Raw genomic sequence first — 15,792 nt, 5'->3', positions numbered from 1 at the left:
CCGAACCGTGCTAGGAAGAAAAGGACGACCCCGACACCGACGTTGCGACGGGAGCCTTCTGCAGGTCGATGACTCCGCGGACGATCCGTGCGACCGCTTCGGTGTTCGTTGCGTCGAGCGCGGCGACCGGCGAGACGAGCCTCGCGTCGCAGACGCCGAGTTCCGCGAGCGCCGCTTTGACCCCCTGGATTACCGCCACGGCCGGATTGGAGCCCAGCCGGTACAGTTCGCCCAAACGCTCGACCTGCTTCTGCAGACGTTGAACCTCGTCGGTGACGCCACCCGTAGCGGCGTCGAAGAGTTGGACGAAGAGCTCGGGGAAAACGTTCGCGCCGCCGCAGACGCCGCCGTCGCCGCCGATCGAAATCGTCTCGGCCAGCAGGTGCTCGGGCCCCGCGAGCAGAGTCCAATCGGGTCGCTCGTTGATCACGCCGCGGGCCTGGCGGAAGTAGGCGAGGTCCCCCGAGCTGTCCTTGAGGCCGAGCAGCGTCGGCTCGTCGAGCAGCGCGCGGAGCGTTTCCGGCTTGATGGCGATCTTCGTCAACGCGGGCATGTTGTAAAGCATCACCGGCAGCGGCGACTCGGCCGCTAACCGCCGGACCGCGGTGACGAGGTCGGCCTGGTCGATCGGGAAATAGCACGGCGGGGCAAAGACGACGGCGTCCGCCCCGGCGTCGGCGACCCGCCGCGACAGGTTGATCGACTCGGCCAACGAGGTGTCGGTGACGCCGACCAAGACCGGAACCCGGCCCGCGGTGATCTGGCAAGCCGCCTCGACCATCGCGAGACGGACCTCGTAGCTGAGCGAAGGCCCCTCGCCGGTGGTGCCGAGCACGAAAAGCCCGTGGACCCCCGCGCCGAGGACTTTCTCGATCAACCGCTCGAGGGCCGGTCGATCGAGCTCCTCGGAGGGAGTAAGCGGCGTCACGAGTGGCGGGACGATGCCACGCAGCGGGATGTTCTGCGGTAGCGACATAAAAGCAAGCCTACAGGAAAGCGGTTCGCGGCGGATTCAATTACGGCTTTGCCGCGATGAAGGAACTCACACGAGAAACAGCGACCCCGACCAGGAAGACTGTTAGGGTGCCGACGACAATCGTCATATGGGCGTGAAGGGGGCTCAGCACCCAAGCCGGCGCCGCCGTGTACTGCTGGATGAGGTCGGGCAGCGACATCCACAGGATGACCAGCACGCCGATGATCACCCCACACAGGGCGGCGGGCCGTTTGGCTCGCTTGGCGAGGACACCCAGCAGAAACAGCCCCAAGAGCCCGCCGGCGAAGATCCCTGAGAGCTTCCACCAAGTGTCGAGCGCGCTGTTAACGCCGATCATCGCCAATGCCACGCCGACGCCCACGGCGCCCATCAGCGCGGTCGTCGCGTAGAGGACGATCATCGACTCACGTTCCCCCACGTCGGGGCGGAGGCGCCGCTTGTAGAGGTCGAGCAGCGTGACGGTCGCCGCGCTGTTGAGAGACGTGTCGATGCTGCTCATCGCGGCCGCGAAGATCGCGGCGATGATCAGGCCGGTCGCCCCCGTCGGCAACCCGTGCACGATGAAGTGCGGCAGCACGCTGTCGCCCACCTGGGCGGCGGTCAGGTCGCTCGGCGCGACGGCAGACGCCGCTTCTCCCAGCCGTTCGGCCGCGGCCACCTGCACCTCGAGCAGCATCGACGGGTGGGCCTGGTAGTAGGTGTAGCAGAGGGTGCCGATCGCGAAGAACACCGCCGAGAGTGGCAAGTAAAGGAGCGCCCCGATCCAGACGCTATTCTCTGCCTGCCGTTCAGTGGCCGCCGTGTGGTAGCGCTGGACGTAGCTCTGATCGATCCCAAAGTTCTTCAGGTTCTCGAACAACCCGTACAGCAACGGCACCCAGAAAGTGGAGCGGGTGAAATCGAACGCGAAGCCGCCGAGCGAGAGCTTGTCGTCGGCGGTCGCGATCCGCCAGGCTTGGCTTGGCCCCTCGGGCATGCCCAACACCAGCAGCACGAGGAGCGTCACGGCGCCGACCGAGAGCACCACCGACTGGACGACGTCGGTCCAGATGACCGCTTCGATGCCGCCCATCGCGGTGTAGAGCGTCACGAGGACGCCCGCTGTAATGATGATCGTCGCCTGCGACCACCCGGTCAGCGTCGCCATGATCAGCGAGACGCCAAACAGGACCGCCCCAACGCGGGCGAGCTGCGTCAGCAGATAGCACGCCACGCCGTAGGTGCGTGCCCAGGGGCCGAACCGCTCTTCGAGGTGGTCGTAGGCGGATACGGAACCGCAGTTGCGATGGAAGGGGACGAACCAACGCGTCGCGATCCACGCCGCCAGGGGCAACGACAGGCTAAACGCGAAGGCGTTCCAGTTCGTCGCATACGCCTTACCGGGCACGAAGAGAAACGTCGTGCTCGATAAGTAAGTCCCGAGGATCGAGAGCCCGACCACCCATCCCGGCAGCCGGCCCGCGGCGACCATGAAGCCTTGCGTCGTACGGCTGCTACGGACGAACCAGCAGCCCAGACCGACCACGCCGACCAAGTAAGCCGCAATGACAACCGCGTCGACGGTGCGGAGTGTCATTCGACGTTCCCCGTCTCGCTGGGCCACTGCGCATCGACAATTGGCCGGGTCGTCAACCGATCGGGGTCAATCACGACGTGCTTAATCTGCTCACGGCGCCACGTGTAGGTGATGTGGACCAGTCCGTCGCTGGTTTGAATCACGGCGGGATAGGCGTACCCGGCCGGGTGCTCGTAGTCGTTCTCGAGCACCAAGGCCGCCTCCCAGGCGACGCCGTCGTCGGAGACCGAGACATTGAGCGGGCTGCGGCCCTTGGTCTTCGGATGCGGGCCGTGGTCACGCGTGCTGTGGTTGTAGACCAGGAGCTGGCGGCCATCGGCGAGCGTGACCGCGTCGGTTCCCGAGTTGGGGTTGGGCAGCCCGGTGGTTGTCATCTCGCCCCAGGTTCTGCCGAGGTCCTCCGACCACACTTGGAAAAGGCCGCTCTTCTGAGTGCGGCCGATCGCTTGGAGCCGCCGGTCGCCGTGGCGGAGGAGGCTCGGCTGGATCGCCCGGATCGCATCGGGGTCGTTGACCGGATCGCCGACTCGCCAGGTCTTGCCGAGGTCGTTGGTGCGTTCGAAGTGGACGCGCCAGCCGTGGTCTTCGGTGCTCGAGGGGCAGAGCAGATCGCCGTTAGCAAGCTCAATCGGCTTGTTCTTGACCGGCCCGATCACACCGTCGGGTAAGCGACGGGGCGTCGACCAAGTGCGGCCGCCGTCGGCCGACGTGGTCAGCATGCCCCACCAGCTCTGGGGCGTCGGCCCGACCTTGTAGAAGAGCAACAGCGGGCCGGAACTCGGCTGAAACAACACCGGATTCCAGGTCGGCTCGCGTTCCCCTTCGACGACCCCATTAGCGACCTCGACCGGCGCCTGCCACACGCCCTCGACGCATCGAGCGACCCAGATCCCGACGTCGGGATGCCTCTCGTGCGTTCCGCCAAACCACGCGGCGACGACGCCATCGTCGGTCTCCGCCAGGGTCGAAGCGTGGCACGAAGGGTACGGCGCGTCGGGATTGATGAACTCGCTGCGAATCACCGGCCCGCTGGCGCCTTGCCCGGCCACGCAGATCGATCCAGCCGCAGCGATCAGAGCGCATTGCAGTCGATAAGACGTACCGCGACGTCGCCGACAACGGACGCTGACAAACCGCGGCGTTCGCAAGCGGACCGACTCCAACAAGGCGGATAACAAGGCGGACTTCTAGTCGTGAAAGGCAAATGCGTCGTGAAAGGGAAACGGGCGATCCCTTCAGCATATTCGGGTCTTCAACCGCTCCGCGTAAGGCAGCCGGCCCCTCTTTGAGACAGTCGCCCTATGCGAGTCGATTTGGCTTCTCTAACCCGGACCTTGGACCCGGACCTTGGACGCCTCAATCGCCACCGCGCCGCCGGATCGACCGGGAGCGGCAGCGCCGAGGGTTCCTGTTGGTGGCGCCGCGGGAGGGCGTTGCGTTGAAACGACCTCGCTTTGCGATCGAACGCCCTGCCTTTGCGTTGACTCAACCTAGGGGGGGTCGCACAATCTACTGAGAGGCCACTGGAATTCCAGTAGTTCTTCTTGGCTGCGACTCTCTTCCGATCGACTTATCCGCGACTTTCGTCTTCTGCTCTCAAACGGCTCCGGGACGCTGCCTGTAAGGGCGCCGCTCGGCCGCTCAGTCTCTTCCAACTGTGTGCTGGCATGTCGTCAACTCTGCACAAGCGTCCGAATCGCACGAGCCAGGCCTATTTTAGCCTCCGCGACAAGATCACGAGCGGCATGCTCGTGCCGGGTCAGGTCGTTTCCGAGGCCTCGCTCGCCAAGGAACTCGGCATCAGCCGCACCCCGATCGGCGAGGCGCTGCGACGCCTGGCCCATGAGGGGCTGGTTGAGCAAGTCCCCCGTTACGGGACCATTGTCCGTCAGTTTTCGACCACCGAGTTGATCGAACTGTTCGAGATCCGCGAGGCGCTCGAAGGGATGGCCGCGATGAAAGCGGCCGAACGGATCTCGACCGACGCGCTGGCCGAACTGGCCCATCTGCACCAGACCATCGAAGACGAGATGGCTAAGGCCGAGTCGGCGTCGGTGGAGCTGGTCGAAGGGGAGTCGCTCAGCAAGTTTCTCTCCGCCGACATCGCGTTCCATATGCTCATCATCGCCTCGACGGGCAATCGCCGCCTGATGGAGATGACCGAGAACACCCGCAGCATCGCGTCGACGTTCAACGCCAAATGCGGCAACCTCTACTCGGTGCAACGCATCCGGACCGCCAACGCGGGTCACAAAGGCATTCTCGACGCCCTCGTCCGCCGCGACGGCGCCGAAGCGCAACGCCTCATCGTTGAACACATCCGTTCCTGGCGGGAGCAGTCGCTGAGGCAACGCGAGCGACGTGACCCCGTCACGCTGGGAACGATCAATCTGCCCGATTTCGTTCGACAAGACTTGGATCGAGATCGACTGACCGCCACACCTTAAGCCGCCTGAACGGGTGCGGATGGCAAGCCCCATCCGTGGCGCGAAACTTCTCTCTCTTCACCTTGACTTCTCATCGCTTCTAACATGCTCACGACCTACCCGGAGGTATCGATCGGACGCAGTAAGGGCGTTAGCCCGCTGCTGCGGTCAGCCAGCACCGGCGTCTTTGGCGTCGCCAGCCCGGCGCGACCGTCGCTGCCCCGATTGAAGCCGCTACCCCTCGGCAAGAGTTTTTTCCGGTACCTGCCGGAGGACGCCGCGCTGCCCCCCCGCACGAGTCGGCTGCTCGGGGTGGGGCGTGCGAAGCTCGGACCCGGGGAGGGAAGCCCGCGATGCGGCCACCCGAAGCTCTACAGCTTCGATTGGCGGGCAGGCCGCATCCTGCCGGAGCATCAAATCATCCTGCTGACCAACGCCGCCGGCGAGTTCGAGTCGGAAGAAACCGGACGCGTTCGGCTGGTTGGCGACGTGCTTTTGTTTCTGTTCCCGGGCGTTTGGCACCGGTATCGACCGTTGGCGGGCGGCGGGTGGGACGAGCGCTGGGTTTCGCTCCAGGGCGGCGCCCTACGGAAGCGACTCGCGCTCGCGGAGATCACGCCGGCGAATCCGGTGTTCGGCCTCGCCGGAGCCGATCGCTTGGTGAACGCCTTCGACGGCCTCTCCGAGGCGATTCTCAAGCGAGCTTCGGCGCGCGGCGTCGGGGTCGGCCCGTTAGTGAATCAAGTGGTTAACGAATCGATTCGGCAGGCAGCCGACGTACCCGTCTCGACGGAGGACCTCATCGTCATGAACGCATCAGGGATGAATGAGCAGCCGATTGAGGACGACATCGTTAAGCAAGCGCTCGAGATCATCTGGAACCACCAGCACAGCCCACCGTTGGGCGTGAGCGACGTCGCTAAGCAACTGCCGGTAACCCGGCGGACGCTCGACCGGAAATTCTCCGAGTCGCTTGGCCGGACGGTGCTCGACGAAATCAACGCCTGCCGGCTCAGCCGCGCCAAGCGGCTGCTCGCCGAGACCGATTCGCCGGTCAAGGCGGTTGCGTACTTGGCGGGATTCCCGAGTCGCGAACGGTTGCGGCTCGCCTTCCTGCAGAACGAAGGAATGCCGCCGAGCGAGTACCGCGAAGCGGCCAAGCGCAATCTGGTGGAACGTGAAATCGATTGACGTCGTTCGATCGGTCGCCGTTGAAGCGAGCGTTCGGGCGGCGGTTGTCTTGAAACGGGGCGGGCGATTCGAGGGCGAATCGCGTGCCGAAAGCTATTATGAACTTAGAAATCTCTGTGCCGACGAACTCTCGAAGGCCACTAACATGGGAACGCTGAAGATGCCTAGTACGGATCTCCGTTGTCCACTCCAGCGACGCAAGCGGCGCTTCGGCTTTACGCTTGTCGAGCTTCTCGTGGTGATCGCCATCATCGGCATCCTCGTGGCGCTGCTGCTACCCGCCGTGCAAGCGGCGCGCGAGGCGGCCCGTCGCAACCAGTGTAAGAACAATATCAAGCAGATGTCCTTGGCAGCTCTCAACTACGAGAGCTCTCATCGGACGTTGCCGTACGGCGGTTGGGGTTTCTTCTGGGTAGGCGATCCTGATTGGGGTGTCGGCGAAAAGCAGCCCGGCGGCCCGCTCTTTCAGATTGCTCCGTTCATTGAAGAGACGGCCGTTCAGCAGATCGGGTCGGGGCTCGGCAATTTCATCTTCGCCGAGAACACGCCTAAGAAAGACGCCTTGCGGACTCTGATTGCCAGTCCGATCAAGTCTTTCATCTGCCCAAGCCGACGCGGGGTCGACGTCTACCCAGCCTCCACCGTAACTGGCGATCCTGCTGGCGATCCGAAGAATACAACCCACAACGCCTCACGAACCGACAACAATCTCTACGCCAAGTCGGACTACGGCTTTAACGGCGGTGGCAGTGTTGGCACCGATCGGGGACCCGAGCTGATCTGCTATCAGAATTATCCCGTCTGCGGGGGACTGGAACCAGTCGACAAGGGAGGGATTGTTGGCAAACGCTGGGGCGCTCGAATGGCGCAGATAACCGACGGAACTTCAAAGACGGCACTCGCCGTTGAGAAGTTTTTGCCCGAGCCTCTTTATGAAACGGGCCAGCATGACGGAGACGACAACACCTGCTTCCACGGCTACGATGTCGACGTTGCCCGTGGATTTGGTCAGCCTCCGCAGCAAGACTCGGATTACGACAAGACAGCCGCTGTTCAGCCCTACAACAAGCAGTTGTGGGGCGACTGCAAGACCTGCGCCGGTTCGGCCCACCCGGGGGTTGTGCAGGCGTCGCTTTGCGACGGTTCGGTCCATTCCTATTCGCTCGATATCGACAAGAGTGTTTGGGATAGCTATGGCAGTCGTGAGGGTGGCGACGTCAATCCGTAGTCGTCCTGGCATGCAGCGGCGAATATCACAAGACTGGCTGGTCACATCACGGCGGCCATAATGTGTCACTATCATTGTGTCATTCAATAACGACCCCGATGAGAGGCAGTGTTCTCGTTACAGCTCTTGCTATCATTGGCGTACTCGCGTGCCAGTGTTGTGCCGGGGATGACGACGAGGTCTTCCTCTTCACGTCCTTCGAAGAGCCCGCCGACGCGGGGCTTCGATTCGTGTGGAGTCGTGACGGTCTTGAGTGGAGTCGCGTCCCCGGCGTCTTTTTGAAACCGTGGGCGGGCGCCGGCAAGTTGATGCGCGACCCGAGCCTCGCACGGGGGCCCGACGGGGTGTTCCACCTCGTTTGGACCACCGCTTGGCGTGGTGACCAGGGTTTTGGATACGCCCACTCGGACGACTTGGTGCACTGGTCGCCGCAGCGCTTCGTGCCGGTCATGGAGCACGAGCCAACGACGGTCAATGTTTGGGCGCCCGAGATTTCTTACGACGCCCCGCGTGACCGCTTCTTGATTGTCTGGGCGTCGACCATCCCGGGCCGTTTCCCAGATCATCTCGAGCCGCACCACAACAACCAGCGGCTGTACTACACCGCGACGCGAGATTTCGTCGAGTTCACGCCGGCAAAGCTCTTCTGCGAACCGGGCTTTAGCGTGATCGACTCGGTGATTGTCCCCACCGAGGAAGAGGGCGGGCCCGCCTATCGCCTCGTCGTGAAGGATAACACCCGCAAGGTGCTCGCCCTGCGGACAGCCGAGGGGGATTCGCCGACCGGCCCGTGGCGGAACTTCTCGGAGCCGCTAACCGGCTTCAAGACCGAAGGGCCGACGGTCGCTCGGGTCGGTGACGAGTGGCTTCTCTACTTCGACGCCTACGGCGAGAAGCAGTACGGCGCCCTCGCCACAACTGACTTTCGGGAGTTCCACGCCGCCAAGGCCTCTTTCCCAAAGGGCCACAAGCACGGGACTGTTCTCAAGGTCACGCAAAAGGAGCTCGACTACCTCCTGCGTGTTGGGGGCGAACAGGCGCCGGGGATCGGGCAGCCGTTCGTCTCTCCCCTGTCGGAGGGTGAGATTGCCGGCCGTCTAGCGGAAATCGACCGGGTCGCCGCGGCCGGCCCGTTCCAACCCGACTGGGAATCCCTCCGCCAGTTTGCGACCCCCGCTTGGTACGCCGACGCAAAGTTTGGCCTCTTCATCCACTGGGGGGCTTACTCGGTGCCCGCCTTCGGCAGCGAGTGGTACCCGCGGAACATGTATGTCGAGGGCTCGAAAGAGTACGAGCACCACTTGGCGAACTACGGGCCCGCCGCCGAGTTCGGCTACAAGGACTTCATCCCGCAATTCAAAGCCGAGAAGTTCGATCCCTCGGCGTGGGCGGCGCTGTTCCGCGAGGCCGGGGTGCGCTACGTCGTCCCCGTGGCGGAGCACCACGACGGCTTCCCGATGTTCGACAGCGAGCTGACCGAGTGGACCGCCGCCAAAAAGGGTCCCCGCCGCGATGTCCTGGGCGACCTTGCGGCCGCGTGCCGCGATGAGGGGATTGTGGTCGGCGCCTCGTCTCACCGGGCCGAGAACTGGTGGTTCTTCGGGCCGGGTCGGAAGTTCGAGTCCGACGTGCAGGACTCCCGCAACGCCACGCTGTACGGACCGGCGCACGACAAGCGAGTCGCGGAGAACCAGTCCGAGCCGCCGAGCAAAGCGTTCCTCGACGACTGGCTGCTGCGCTCTTGTGAGATGGTCGACAAGTTCCAGCCGCGCGTCGTCTACTTCGACTGGTGGATCTGTCAGCCGGTATTCCAGCCGTATCTCCAGCGGTTTGCGGCCTACTACTACAACTCGGCCGCCGAAGCGGGCTACGAGCCGGCGATCAACTTCAAAGAGTGGGAAGGCCACTCCTTCCCGCGGGGGACGGGCGTTCTCGACGTCGAGCGCGGCAAGTTCGGCGCGACCCAGCCACAGCTTTGGCAGACTTGCACGTCGGTGTCGAAGAACTCTTGGGGCTACGTCGCCGATCACGAATACAAGCAAAGCGGCGAGATTATTGACGACCTCATCGATGTGGTCAGCAAGAACGGCGTGCTGCTGCTGAACATCGGACCGAAGGCCGACGGCACGATCCCCGAGCCCGAGCAGCAGATGCTCCGAGAGATCGGCGGCTGGCTCGCTGTGAACGGCGACGCTATTTACGGCACGCGGCCTTGGAAGCATTTCGGCGAAGGCCCGACGCGCGAGAAGGCGGGCTCGTTCACCGACGGCAAGCGGCCCGAATTCACTTCGCAGGACCTGCGGTTCACCGCGCGCGACGGTAAGGTCTACGGCGTCGCCTTGGCTTGGCCGGAGGACGGACGCTTGCTGATCGAATCGTTTGGGACCGCCGCCGGTGAGATCACCTCGGTCCGGTTACTCGGCTTCGATGACGAGGTGGCGTGGCGCCAGACCGAGAGCGGCCTGGCGGTCGAACTCCCCCAAGTCCCGCCGACCGACTTTGCGCACGCCATTGAAGTCATCGGACTGAACTAGCCCCAACCCCGTCTCCCCAACCGGTCCCTTAGCTCCCTTATGTCGGCACACGGAAACAAGTCGGGCGCAGGCCCCACGCTCGGCGTGATTGTTGGTAACCGCGATTTCTTCCCGGACCAACTCGTCACCGAGGCGCGGGCCGATCTCGCCAAAGTCTTGGGCGACGCCGGCGTCACGCCGCTTTGGCTCTCCGACGCCGACTCCAAGCTCGGCGGCGTCGAAACTCACGCCGAGGCGCGTCGCTGCGCGGACCTGTTCAAGGCGAACCGCGACCGGATCGATGGCGTGCTGGTTTGTCTCCCGAACTTCGGCGACGAGAAGGGAGTCGCCGACACGCTCAAGATGGCGGGCCTCAACGTCCCCGTGTTGGTGCAGGGCTATCCCGACGACCTCAACCAGCTCGGCGTCTCGCGGCGACGCGACGCCTTCTGCGGCAAGATCTCGGTCTGCAACAACCTGAACCAGGCGGGGATCCCGTTCTCGCTGACGACGCGACATGTCAGCCTTCCCACCTCGGAGAGCTTCCGATCGGACCTCCAGCGGTTCCTCGGCGTGTGCCGCGTCGTGAACGGGTTGCGGGGCGTCCGCCTCGGGGCCGTCGGCGCCCGGCCGGGAGCGTTCAACACGGTCCGCTACAGCGAGAAGATCCTCGAGCGGAACGGCATCGGCGTCACGACGGTCGACCTCTCTGAGATCATCGCGTCGGCGAACAAGCTCGCCGCGGACGACCCGCGAGTCGTCGCCAAGCTGGACGAGATCCGCGGCTACGCCCCGTCGCCCGGCGTGCCGGACGACAAGGTCGTGCAGATGGCGCGGATGGGCGTGGTGCTCGCCGACTGGATGGCCGAGAACTCGCTCGACGCCACCGCCATCCAGTGTTGGACCTCGGTCCAGCAGAACCTCGGCTGCAATGTCTGCACGCTGATGAGCATGATGAGCGAACGGTTCATGCCGAGCGCCTGCGAGGTGGACGTCACCGGCACGTTGGCGATGTACGCGATGCAGCTCGCCGCCGACTCTCCCGCCGCCCTGGTCGACTGGAACAACAACTACGGCGACGACGACGACAAGTGCGCCCTCTTCCACTGCGGTAACTGGGCGAAGAGCTTCCTGCCCGACATCAAGATCGCCACCGCGCCGATTCTCGGCAGCACGCTCGGCGAGCAGAACACCTACGGCGCCCTCGAAGGACGCACGCCCGCCGGGCCGCTGACGTATGGCCGCCTCACAACCGCCGACTGCGACGGCCGCATCCGCGCCTACGTCGGTGAGGGGCAGCTGACCGACGACGCCCTCAACACCTTCGGCACGCGCGCCGTCGCCCAGGTGCCGAACCTGCAAGGGCTGCTGAAGCACGTCTGTCGACAAGGCTTTGAGCATCACGTCGTGATGACAATGTCGCACTCCGCGGCGATCTTGGCCGAGGCCTTCGAGACCTACCTCGGTTGGGAAACCTACTACCACGGAGGGCCGGCCGAGTGACCTCCCCTGCCCTTTCCGACGACGATCTGCGGCGTAAGAGTGTCGCGTACCGACGCGATTTATTGCGGATCATCAAGCACGCCGGCGCCGGCCACACCGGCGGCAGCCTTTCGTGCATCGACATTCTTAACGTTCTCTACAACCGCGTCCTCAACGTCACGCCAGAGACCGCGCGGCATCCCGATCGTGACCGCTACGTTCAGAGCAAGGGCCACTCGGTCGAAGCGCTCTACGTGGTGCTCGCCGAGCGGGGGTTCTTCCCCCCCGAGGGGCTCGACACCCTCTGCTGCGGCGGGTCGCCGTTTGTCGGTCACCCCACCCGCAAAGTCCCCGGCATCGAGATGAACACCGGCGGGCTGGGTCATGGCTTGTCGATTTCGGTCGGAATGGCGATGGCCGGCAAGCTCGACCAAGCGTCGTACCGCGTTTTCACGTTGCTGGGCGACGGCGAACTCGCGGAGGGGTCCAACTGGGAAGCCGCCATGTGCGCATCGCACTACGCGCTCGACAACCTGACGGCGATCATCGACCACAACACGCTGCAGATCACCGGCGCCACGCGCGACGTCTGTAGCAACGCCCCGCTCGATGAAAAGTTCGCAAGCTTCGGCTGGGGCGTCGTCTCGATCGACGGCCATGATCTGGCCGCGATTACCGAGGCGTTCTCGGGGCCTGCCGTGACGGGAAAGCCGACTTGCGTGATCGCCAACACCACCAAGGGCCGGGGCGTCTCCTTCATGGAAGGCGTCGTGAAATGGCACCACGGCGTGCCCAGCGAGGCCGAGTACAAATCCGCCCTGGCCGAACTTGACGCCGCCACGGCCGGACTCACGGAGGCCCGATCATGAGCGCCCCCGCTCCCAGCCTCTACTCCGAAGAAGCCGTCGCGCGGGCCAAGCGCCTGGGCCTGCGGCTCGGCCGGGCCAACCTCGAGGTGTTCGCCGACACGCTGCTCGAGATCGCCACGCCGGACCACAACGTCCTGGCCGTCACGAGCGACTCTCGCGGCTCGGGCAAGCTCAAGCCTTTCGGCGACGCGCTGCCGCGGCAGATCGTCGAGGTCGGCATCGCGGAACAAAACCTCATCGGCGTCTCGGCGGGGCTCGCGTCGGCCGGCAAGACCGTGTTCGCCGTCTCACCCGCTTGCTTCTTGGCGACCCGCTCGCTCGAACAGATCAAAAACGACGTCTGCTATTCCGACATGCCGGTCACGCTCGTCGGGATCAGCGCCGGCGTCAGCTACGGCGCCTTGGGGAGCACGCACCACTCGCTGCACGACTTCGCGGCGCTGCGGGCGATCCACAACGTGACCGTCGTCGCCCCCGCCGACAACCGCGAGGCGCAGACAGCCGTCCGATGGGCGGCGCACCACGACCGGCCGGTCTACCTGCGTTTCGGCAAAGCGCCGCTCTACGACCTGGCGAGTGCGCCGGCGCCGAACGACCCGCGTGACGCCTCCCTCCTCCGGCAGGGCGACGACGTCGCCTTCATCGCGACCGGCGAGACGGTCATCCACTGCCTGCTCGCCGCCGACCGGCTGGCCGAGCAAGGCGTCGAAACGACCGTGCTGAGCGTCCCGTGCGTCAAGCCGCTCGACGAAACGGCGATCCTCGCCGCCTGCCGCGGCTGTCGGGCGGTCGTCACCGCGGAAGAGCACTCTGTCCACGGCGGCCTCGGCGACGCGGTCGCCGCGTTGCTGCTGGGGTCGGGAGTCACGCCGGTCTTCCGGGCGACAGCGATTCCCGACGAAGACACCTACACCGGGAGCCAAGCCGACATCTTCCGCCGGTACGGGCTCTCGATGGAAGGGCTCGCCGACCGGGCGAGCCGCGCTCTCGACGCGGCCGGGGTGGCGTTGTGAGCTATCAGATCGCCATCGACCAGAGCACCTCGGCGACCAAAGCGCTGCTCGTTGATGCCCATGGCCAGGTTATCGACGCTTGCTCCGCCGACCATCGGCAGCACTATCCGCAGCCCGGTTGGGTCGAACACGACGCCGCCGAGATCTGGAACAACGTCGTCCAGACGACGAAGACGCTTTGCGAACGGAACCGCGACAAGCTCGCCGAGGTCGGTGGCGTGGCGATCACCAACCAGCGTGAGACTTTTGTTGTCTTCGATCGGCAATCGGGAGAGCCGCTCGACAACGCGGTCGTGTGGCAGTGCCGCCGCGGTGACGCGATCTGCCAGGAGCTGCGTGACGCCGGGGGCGAGGGTCTGGTCGCCGCCAAGACAGGTCTTCGTATCGACTCGTACTTTTCCGGACCAAAGATCACCTGGACGTTACGGCAACGCGACGTCATTGCCGGCGCTATCCGCCGCGGCGTTGCCTGCGTCGGCACGGTTGACTGCTATCTAGTCCATCGGCTCACCGGCGGGCGGACGTTCGCCACGGATGCGACCAACGCCAGCCGCACGCTGCTCATGGACGTCACGCAGCGGCGTTGGGACCCGGCGTTATGCGAGCTTTTCGAGACGCCCATCGAGTGCCTCCCGGAGATTCGTGAGAGCTCGGCCAATTTCGGCGAAACCGACCTTGGCGGGGCGTTGCCGTGCGCCGTTCCGATTTGTGGCGTCATGGGCGATTCGCAGGCGTCGCTCTTTGCCCAGCGTTGCTACGCCCCCGGCGACGTCAAGGCGACGTTCGGCAGCGGCACGTCGGTCTTGCTGAACATCGGGCATGAGTTCCGCTCGCCCCCGCAGGGCGCCATCACGGCGCTCGCTTGGGTAGTTGATGGCAGGTCGACCTATGCGTGGGAGGGGCTCATCAATTACTCGGCGGCGACCTTGTCTTGGCTGAAGGACCAGCTGGGCCTGATCGCGACGTTCGACGAGGTCGAGCCGTTGGCGTCGTCCGTTGAGAGTTCCGAAGGCGTTTATCTAGTGCCGGCCTTCTCGGGCATGGGCGCCCCCTACTGGAACGCCGACGCCCGCGCCGCCCTTATCGGCATGTCGGGCTTCACCAATCGCGCGCACGTCGTCCGGGCGGCGCTCGAATCGATCGCTTACCAAGTCGCCGACGTGCTCGCCTCGCTCTCATCGAGTGGCGTCGAGCCACGCGCGCTTCAAGTCGACGGCGGTCCCACCAGGAACGGGCTGCTGATGCAACTCGTCGCCGACTACGCCGGCTGCGAGTTGAATGCGACCGAGGAATCAAACCTCTCGGCGATCGGCGCCGCTCTGGCGGGCAAGCTCGGGCTCGGCTGGGTCGCTTCGCTCGACGACCTCCGTGAGCTGCCCCGTCCCTGCCGTCAATTCATGCCGGCGATTCCGGCGTCCCAATCGCACGATTTGCTCGCAGGATGGCGTCGAGCCGTCGCGCGGGTCCTTTAGTCCTTACCTCCTCTCTATCCGCTTTCTATGAGCACTCGCCCCCTCGCTTGGCCACACGGCGTGCCTGCCCTCTTGCTCGGACTGTTCGCGGCCTTCTCGGCCGGCTGCAACCAAGAAGACAGCGCCGACGCCTCCACGGCAAAGAAGCCCTCCGACGGCAAGGGCCGCGTCGCGGTCGTGGTTTCGACGCTCAACAACCCTTGGTTCGTCGTCCTGGCCGAAACGGCAAAGGCGCGGGCCGAAGAGCTCGGCCACGAAGCGGTCATCTTCGATTCGCAGAACGACCCGGCGATGGAGGCTTCGCACTTCGACAACCTGCTCGCCGCCGGCTACGACGCGGTGCTGCTGAACGCGACCGACGCGGACGGATCGGTCGCGGCGGTCCGTAAAGCTAAGGAGCGGGGCGTGCCGGTCTTCTGTATCGATCGAGAGATCAACGCCGATGACGCCGCAGTCGCGCAAATCCTTTCGGACAATTACGCCGGCTGCGTCGAGCTCGGCCAGTACTTCGTCGAGACCGTCGGCGAGGAGGGCAAATACGTCGAGCTGCTCGGCCTTAGCGGCGATAATAACACGGGCAATCGCTCCGACGGGTTCCATAACGTGGTGGATCGCTTCCCCGGGCTCGAGATGGTCGCGCAACAGACGGCTAACTTTGATCGCTCCAAGGCGCTCGAGGTGACCGAGTCGATCCTCCAATCGAACCCCGACATCGACGCGATCTTCTGCGGCAACGACGCTATGGCGATGGGAGCGTTCCAGGCCGTGAACACCGCCGGCTTAGCCGACCAGATCAAGGTCTTCGGTTTCGATGGGGCGGCCGACGTGATCGATTCAATCCGCGCCGGAAAAATTGTCGCGACGGCGATGCAATTCCCAAAGACCATGGCGCGGCAAGCCGCCGAGTTTGCTGATGAGTGGATCAAGGGTCGCCGCGACTTCGTCCAGAAGACGCCGGTGGCGGTGGAGCTAGTGACCCGTGACAACATCGAAGACTACGCCGCCTACGGTTCGAAGGAGTAGTC

Annotated in this window: 12 protein-coding genes; 9 read left to right on the top strand and 3 right to left on the bottom strand. The window is 64.8% G+C overall.

Annotated features, from left to right (window positions below; all coding sequences use genetic code 11):
- Positions 1 to 10 precede the first annotated feature (10 nt).
- From Pla108_RS09040 to Pla108_RS09030, 3 genes are read right to left on the bottom strand one after another with little or no spacing between them, the layout of a single operon-like run.
- Positions 11 to 976 (bottom strand): dihydrodipicolinate synthase family protein, encoded by a 966-nt coding sequence (locus Pla108_RS09040; protein WP_146444612.1) that lies wholly within the window; start codon positions 974 to 976, stop codon positions 11 to 13.
- 40 nt (positions 977 to 1,016) lie between these two features.
- Positions 1,017 to 2,573, bottom strand: coding sequence for a sodium:solute symporter (locus Pla108_RS09035; protein ID WP_146444611.1), 1,557 nt, complete (start codon positions 2,571 to 2,573; stop codon positions 1,017 to 1,019).
- Complete coding sequence (locus Pla108_RS09030; protein WP_231934402.1) at positions 2,570 to 3,622, bottom strand: sialidase family protein; 1,053 nt, start codon at positions 3,620 to 3,622, stop codon at positions 2,570 to 2,572. The genes Pla108_RS09035 and Pla108_RS09030 overlap by 4 nt, the downstream gene beginning before the upstream one ends.
- Before the next feature lie 618 nt (positions 3,623 to 4,240).
- Here Pla108_RS09030 and Pla108_RS09025 point away from each other — a divergent pair.
- The 9 genes from Pla108_RS09025 (at position 4,241) to Pla108_RS08985 (ending at position 15,790) form a co-directional block, all read left to right on the top strand.
- A complete protein-coding gene (locus tag Pla108_RS09025; RefSeq protein WP_146444610.1) occupies positions 4,241 to 5,020 on the top strand; it encodes a GntR family transcriptional regulator in 780 nt (259 codons plus the stop codon).
- 84 nt (positions 5,021 to 5,104) lie between these two features.
- On the top strand, positions 5,105 to 6,190 hold the full coding sequence (locus Pla108_RS09020; RefSeq protein ID WP_146444609.1) for an AraC family transcriptional regulator: 1,086 nt from the start codon (positions 5,105 to 5,107) through the stop codon (positions 6,188 to 6,190).
- Positions 6,177 to 7,418, top strand: a complete 1,242-nt coding sequence (locus Pla108_RS09015) for a DUF1559 family PulG-like putative transporter (protein WP_146444608.1) — start codon at positions 6,177 to 6,179, stop codon at positions 7,416 to 7,418. The genes Pla108_RS09020 and Pla108_RS09015 overlap by 14 nt, the downstream gene beginning before the upstream one ends.
- Before the next feature lie 98 nt (positions 7,419 to 7,516).
- Complete coding sequence (locus Pla108_RS09010; RefSeq protein ID WP_197526420.1) at positions 7,517 to 9,952, top strand: alpha-L-fucosidase; 2,436 nt, start codon at positions 7,517 to 7,519, stop codon at positions 9,950 to 9,952.
- A 39-nt stretch (positions 9,953 to 9,991) separates the two neighbouring features.
- A complete protein-coding gene (locus Pla108_RS09005) occupies positions 9,992 to 11,434 on the top strand; it encodes an L-fucose/L-arabinose isomerase family protein (protein ID WP_146444607.1) in 1,443 nt (480 codons plus the stop codon).
- Positions 11,431 to 12,282 (top strand): transketolase, encoded by an 852-nt coding sequence (locus Pla108_RS09000; RefSeq protein WP_146444606.1) that lies wholly within the window; start codon positions 11,431 to 11,433, stop codon positions 12,280 to 12,282. Before Pla108_RS09005 ends, Pla108_RS09000 begins: the two co-directional genes overlap by 4 nt.
- Positions 12,279 to 13,295 (top strand): transketolase family protein, encoded by a 1,017-nt coding sequence (locus Pla108_RS08995; protein WP_146444605.1) that lies wholly within the window; start codon positions 12,279 to 12,281, stop codon positions 13,293 to 13,295. The genes Pla108_RS09000 and Pla108_RS08995 overlap by 4 nt, the downstream gene beginning before the upstream one ends.
- Positions 13,292 to 14,767: an FGGY family carbohydrate kinase gene (locus Pla108_RS08990; protein ID WP_146444604.1), complete on the top strand. Its 1,476-nt coding sequence runs from the start codon at positions 13,292 to 13,294 to the stop codon at positions 14,765 to 14,767. The genes Pla108_RS08995 and Pla108_RS08990 overlap by 4 nt, the downstream gene beginning before the upstream one ends.
- A 27-nt stretch (positions 14,768 to 14,794) precedes the next feature.
- Positions 14,795 to 15,790 (top strand): D-ribose ABC transporter substrate-binding protein, encoded by a 996-nt coding sequence (locus tag Pla108_RS08985; protein WP_146444603.1) that lies wholly within the window; start codon positions 14,795 to 14,797, stop codon positions 15,788 to 15,790.
- The last annotated feature ends 2 nt before the right edge of the window (positions 15,791 to 15,792 follow it).

This window comes from Botrimarina colliarenosi (assembly GCF_007859955.1).
GTDB lineage: Bacteria > Planctomycetota > Planctomycetia > Pirellulales > Lacipirellulaceae > Botrimarina > Botrimarina colliarenosi.
This window is presented reverse-complemented; position numbering and strand designations above follow the sequence as displayed.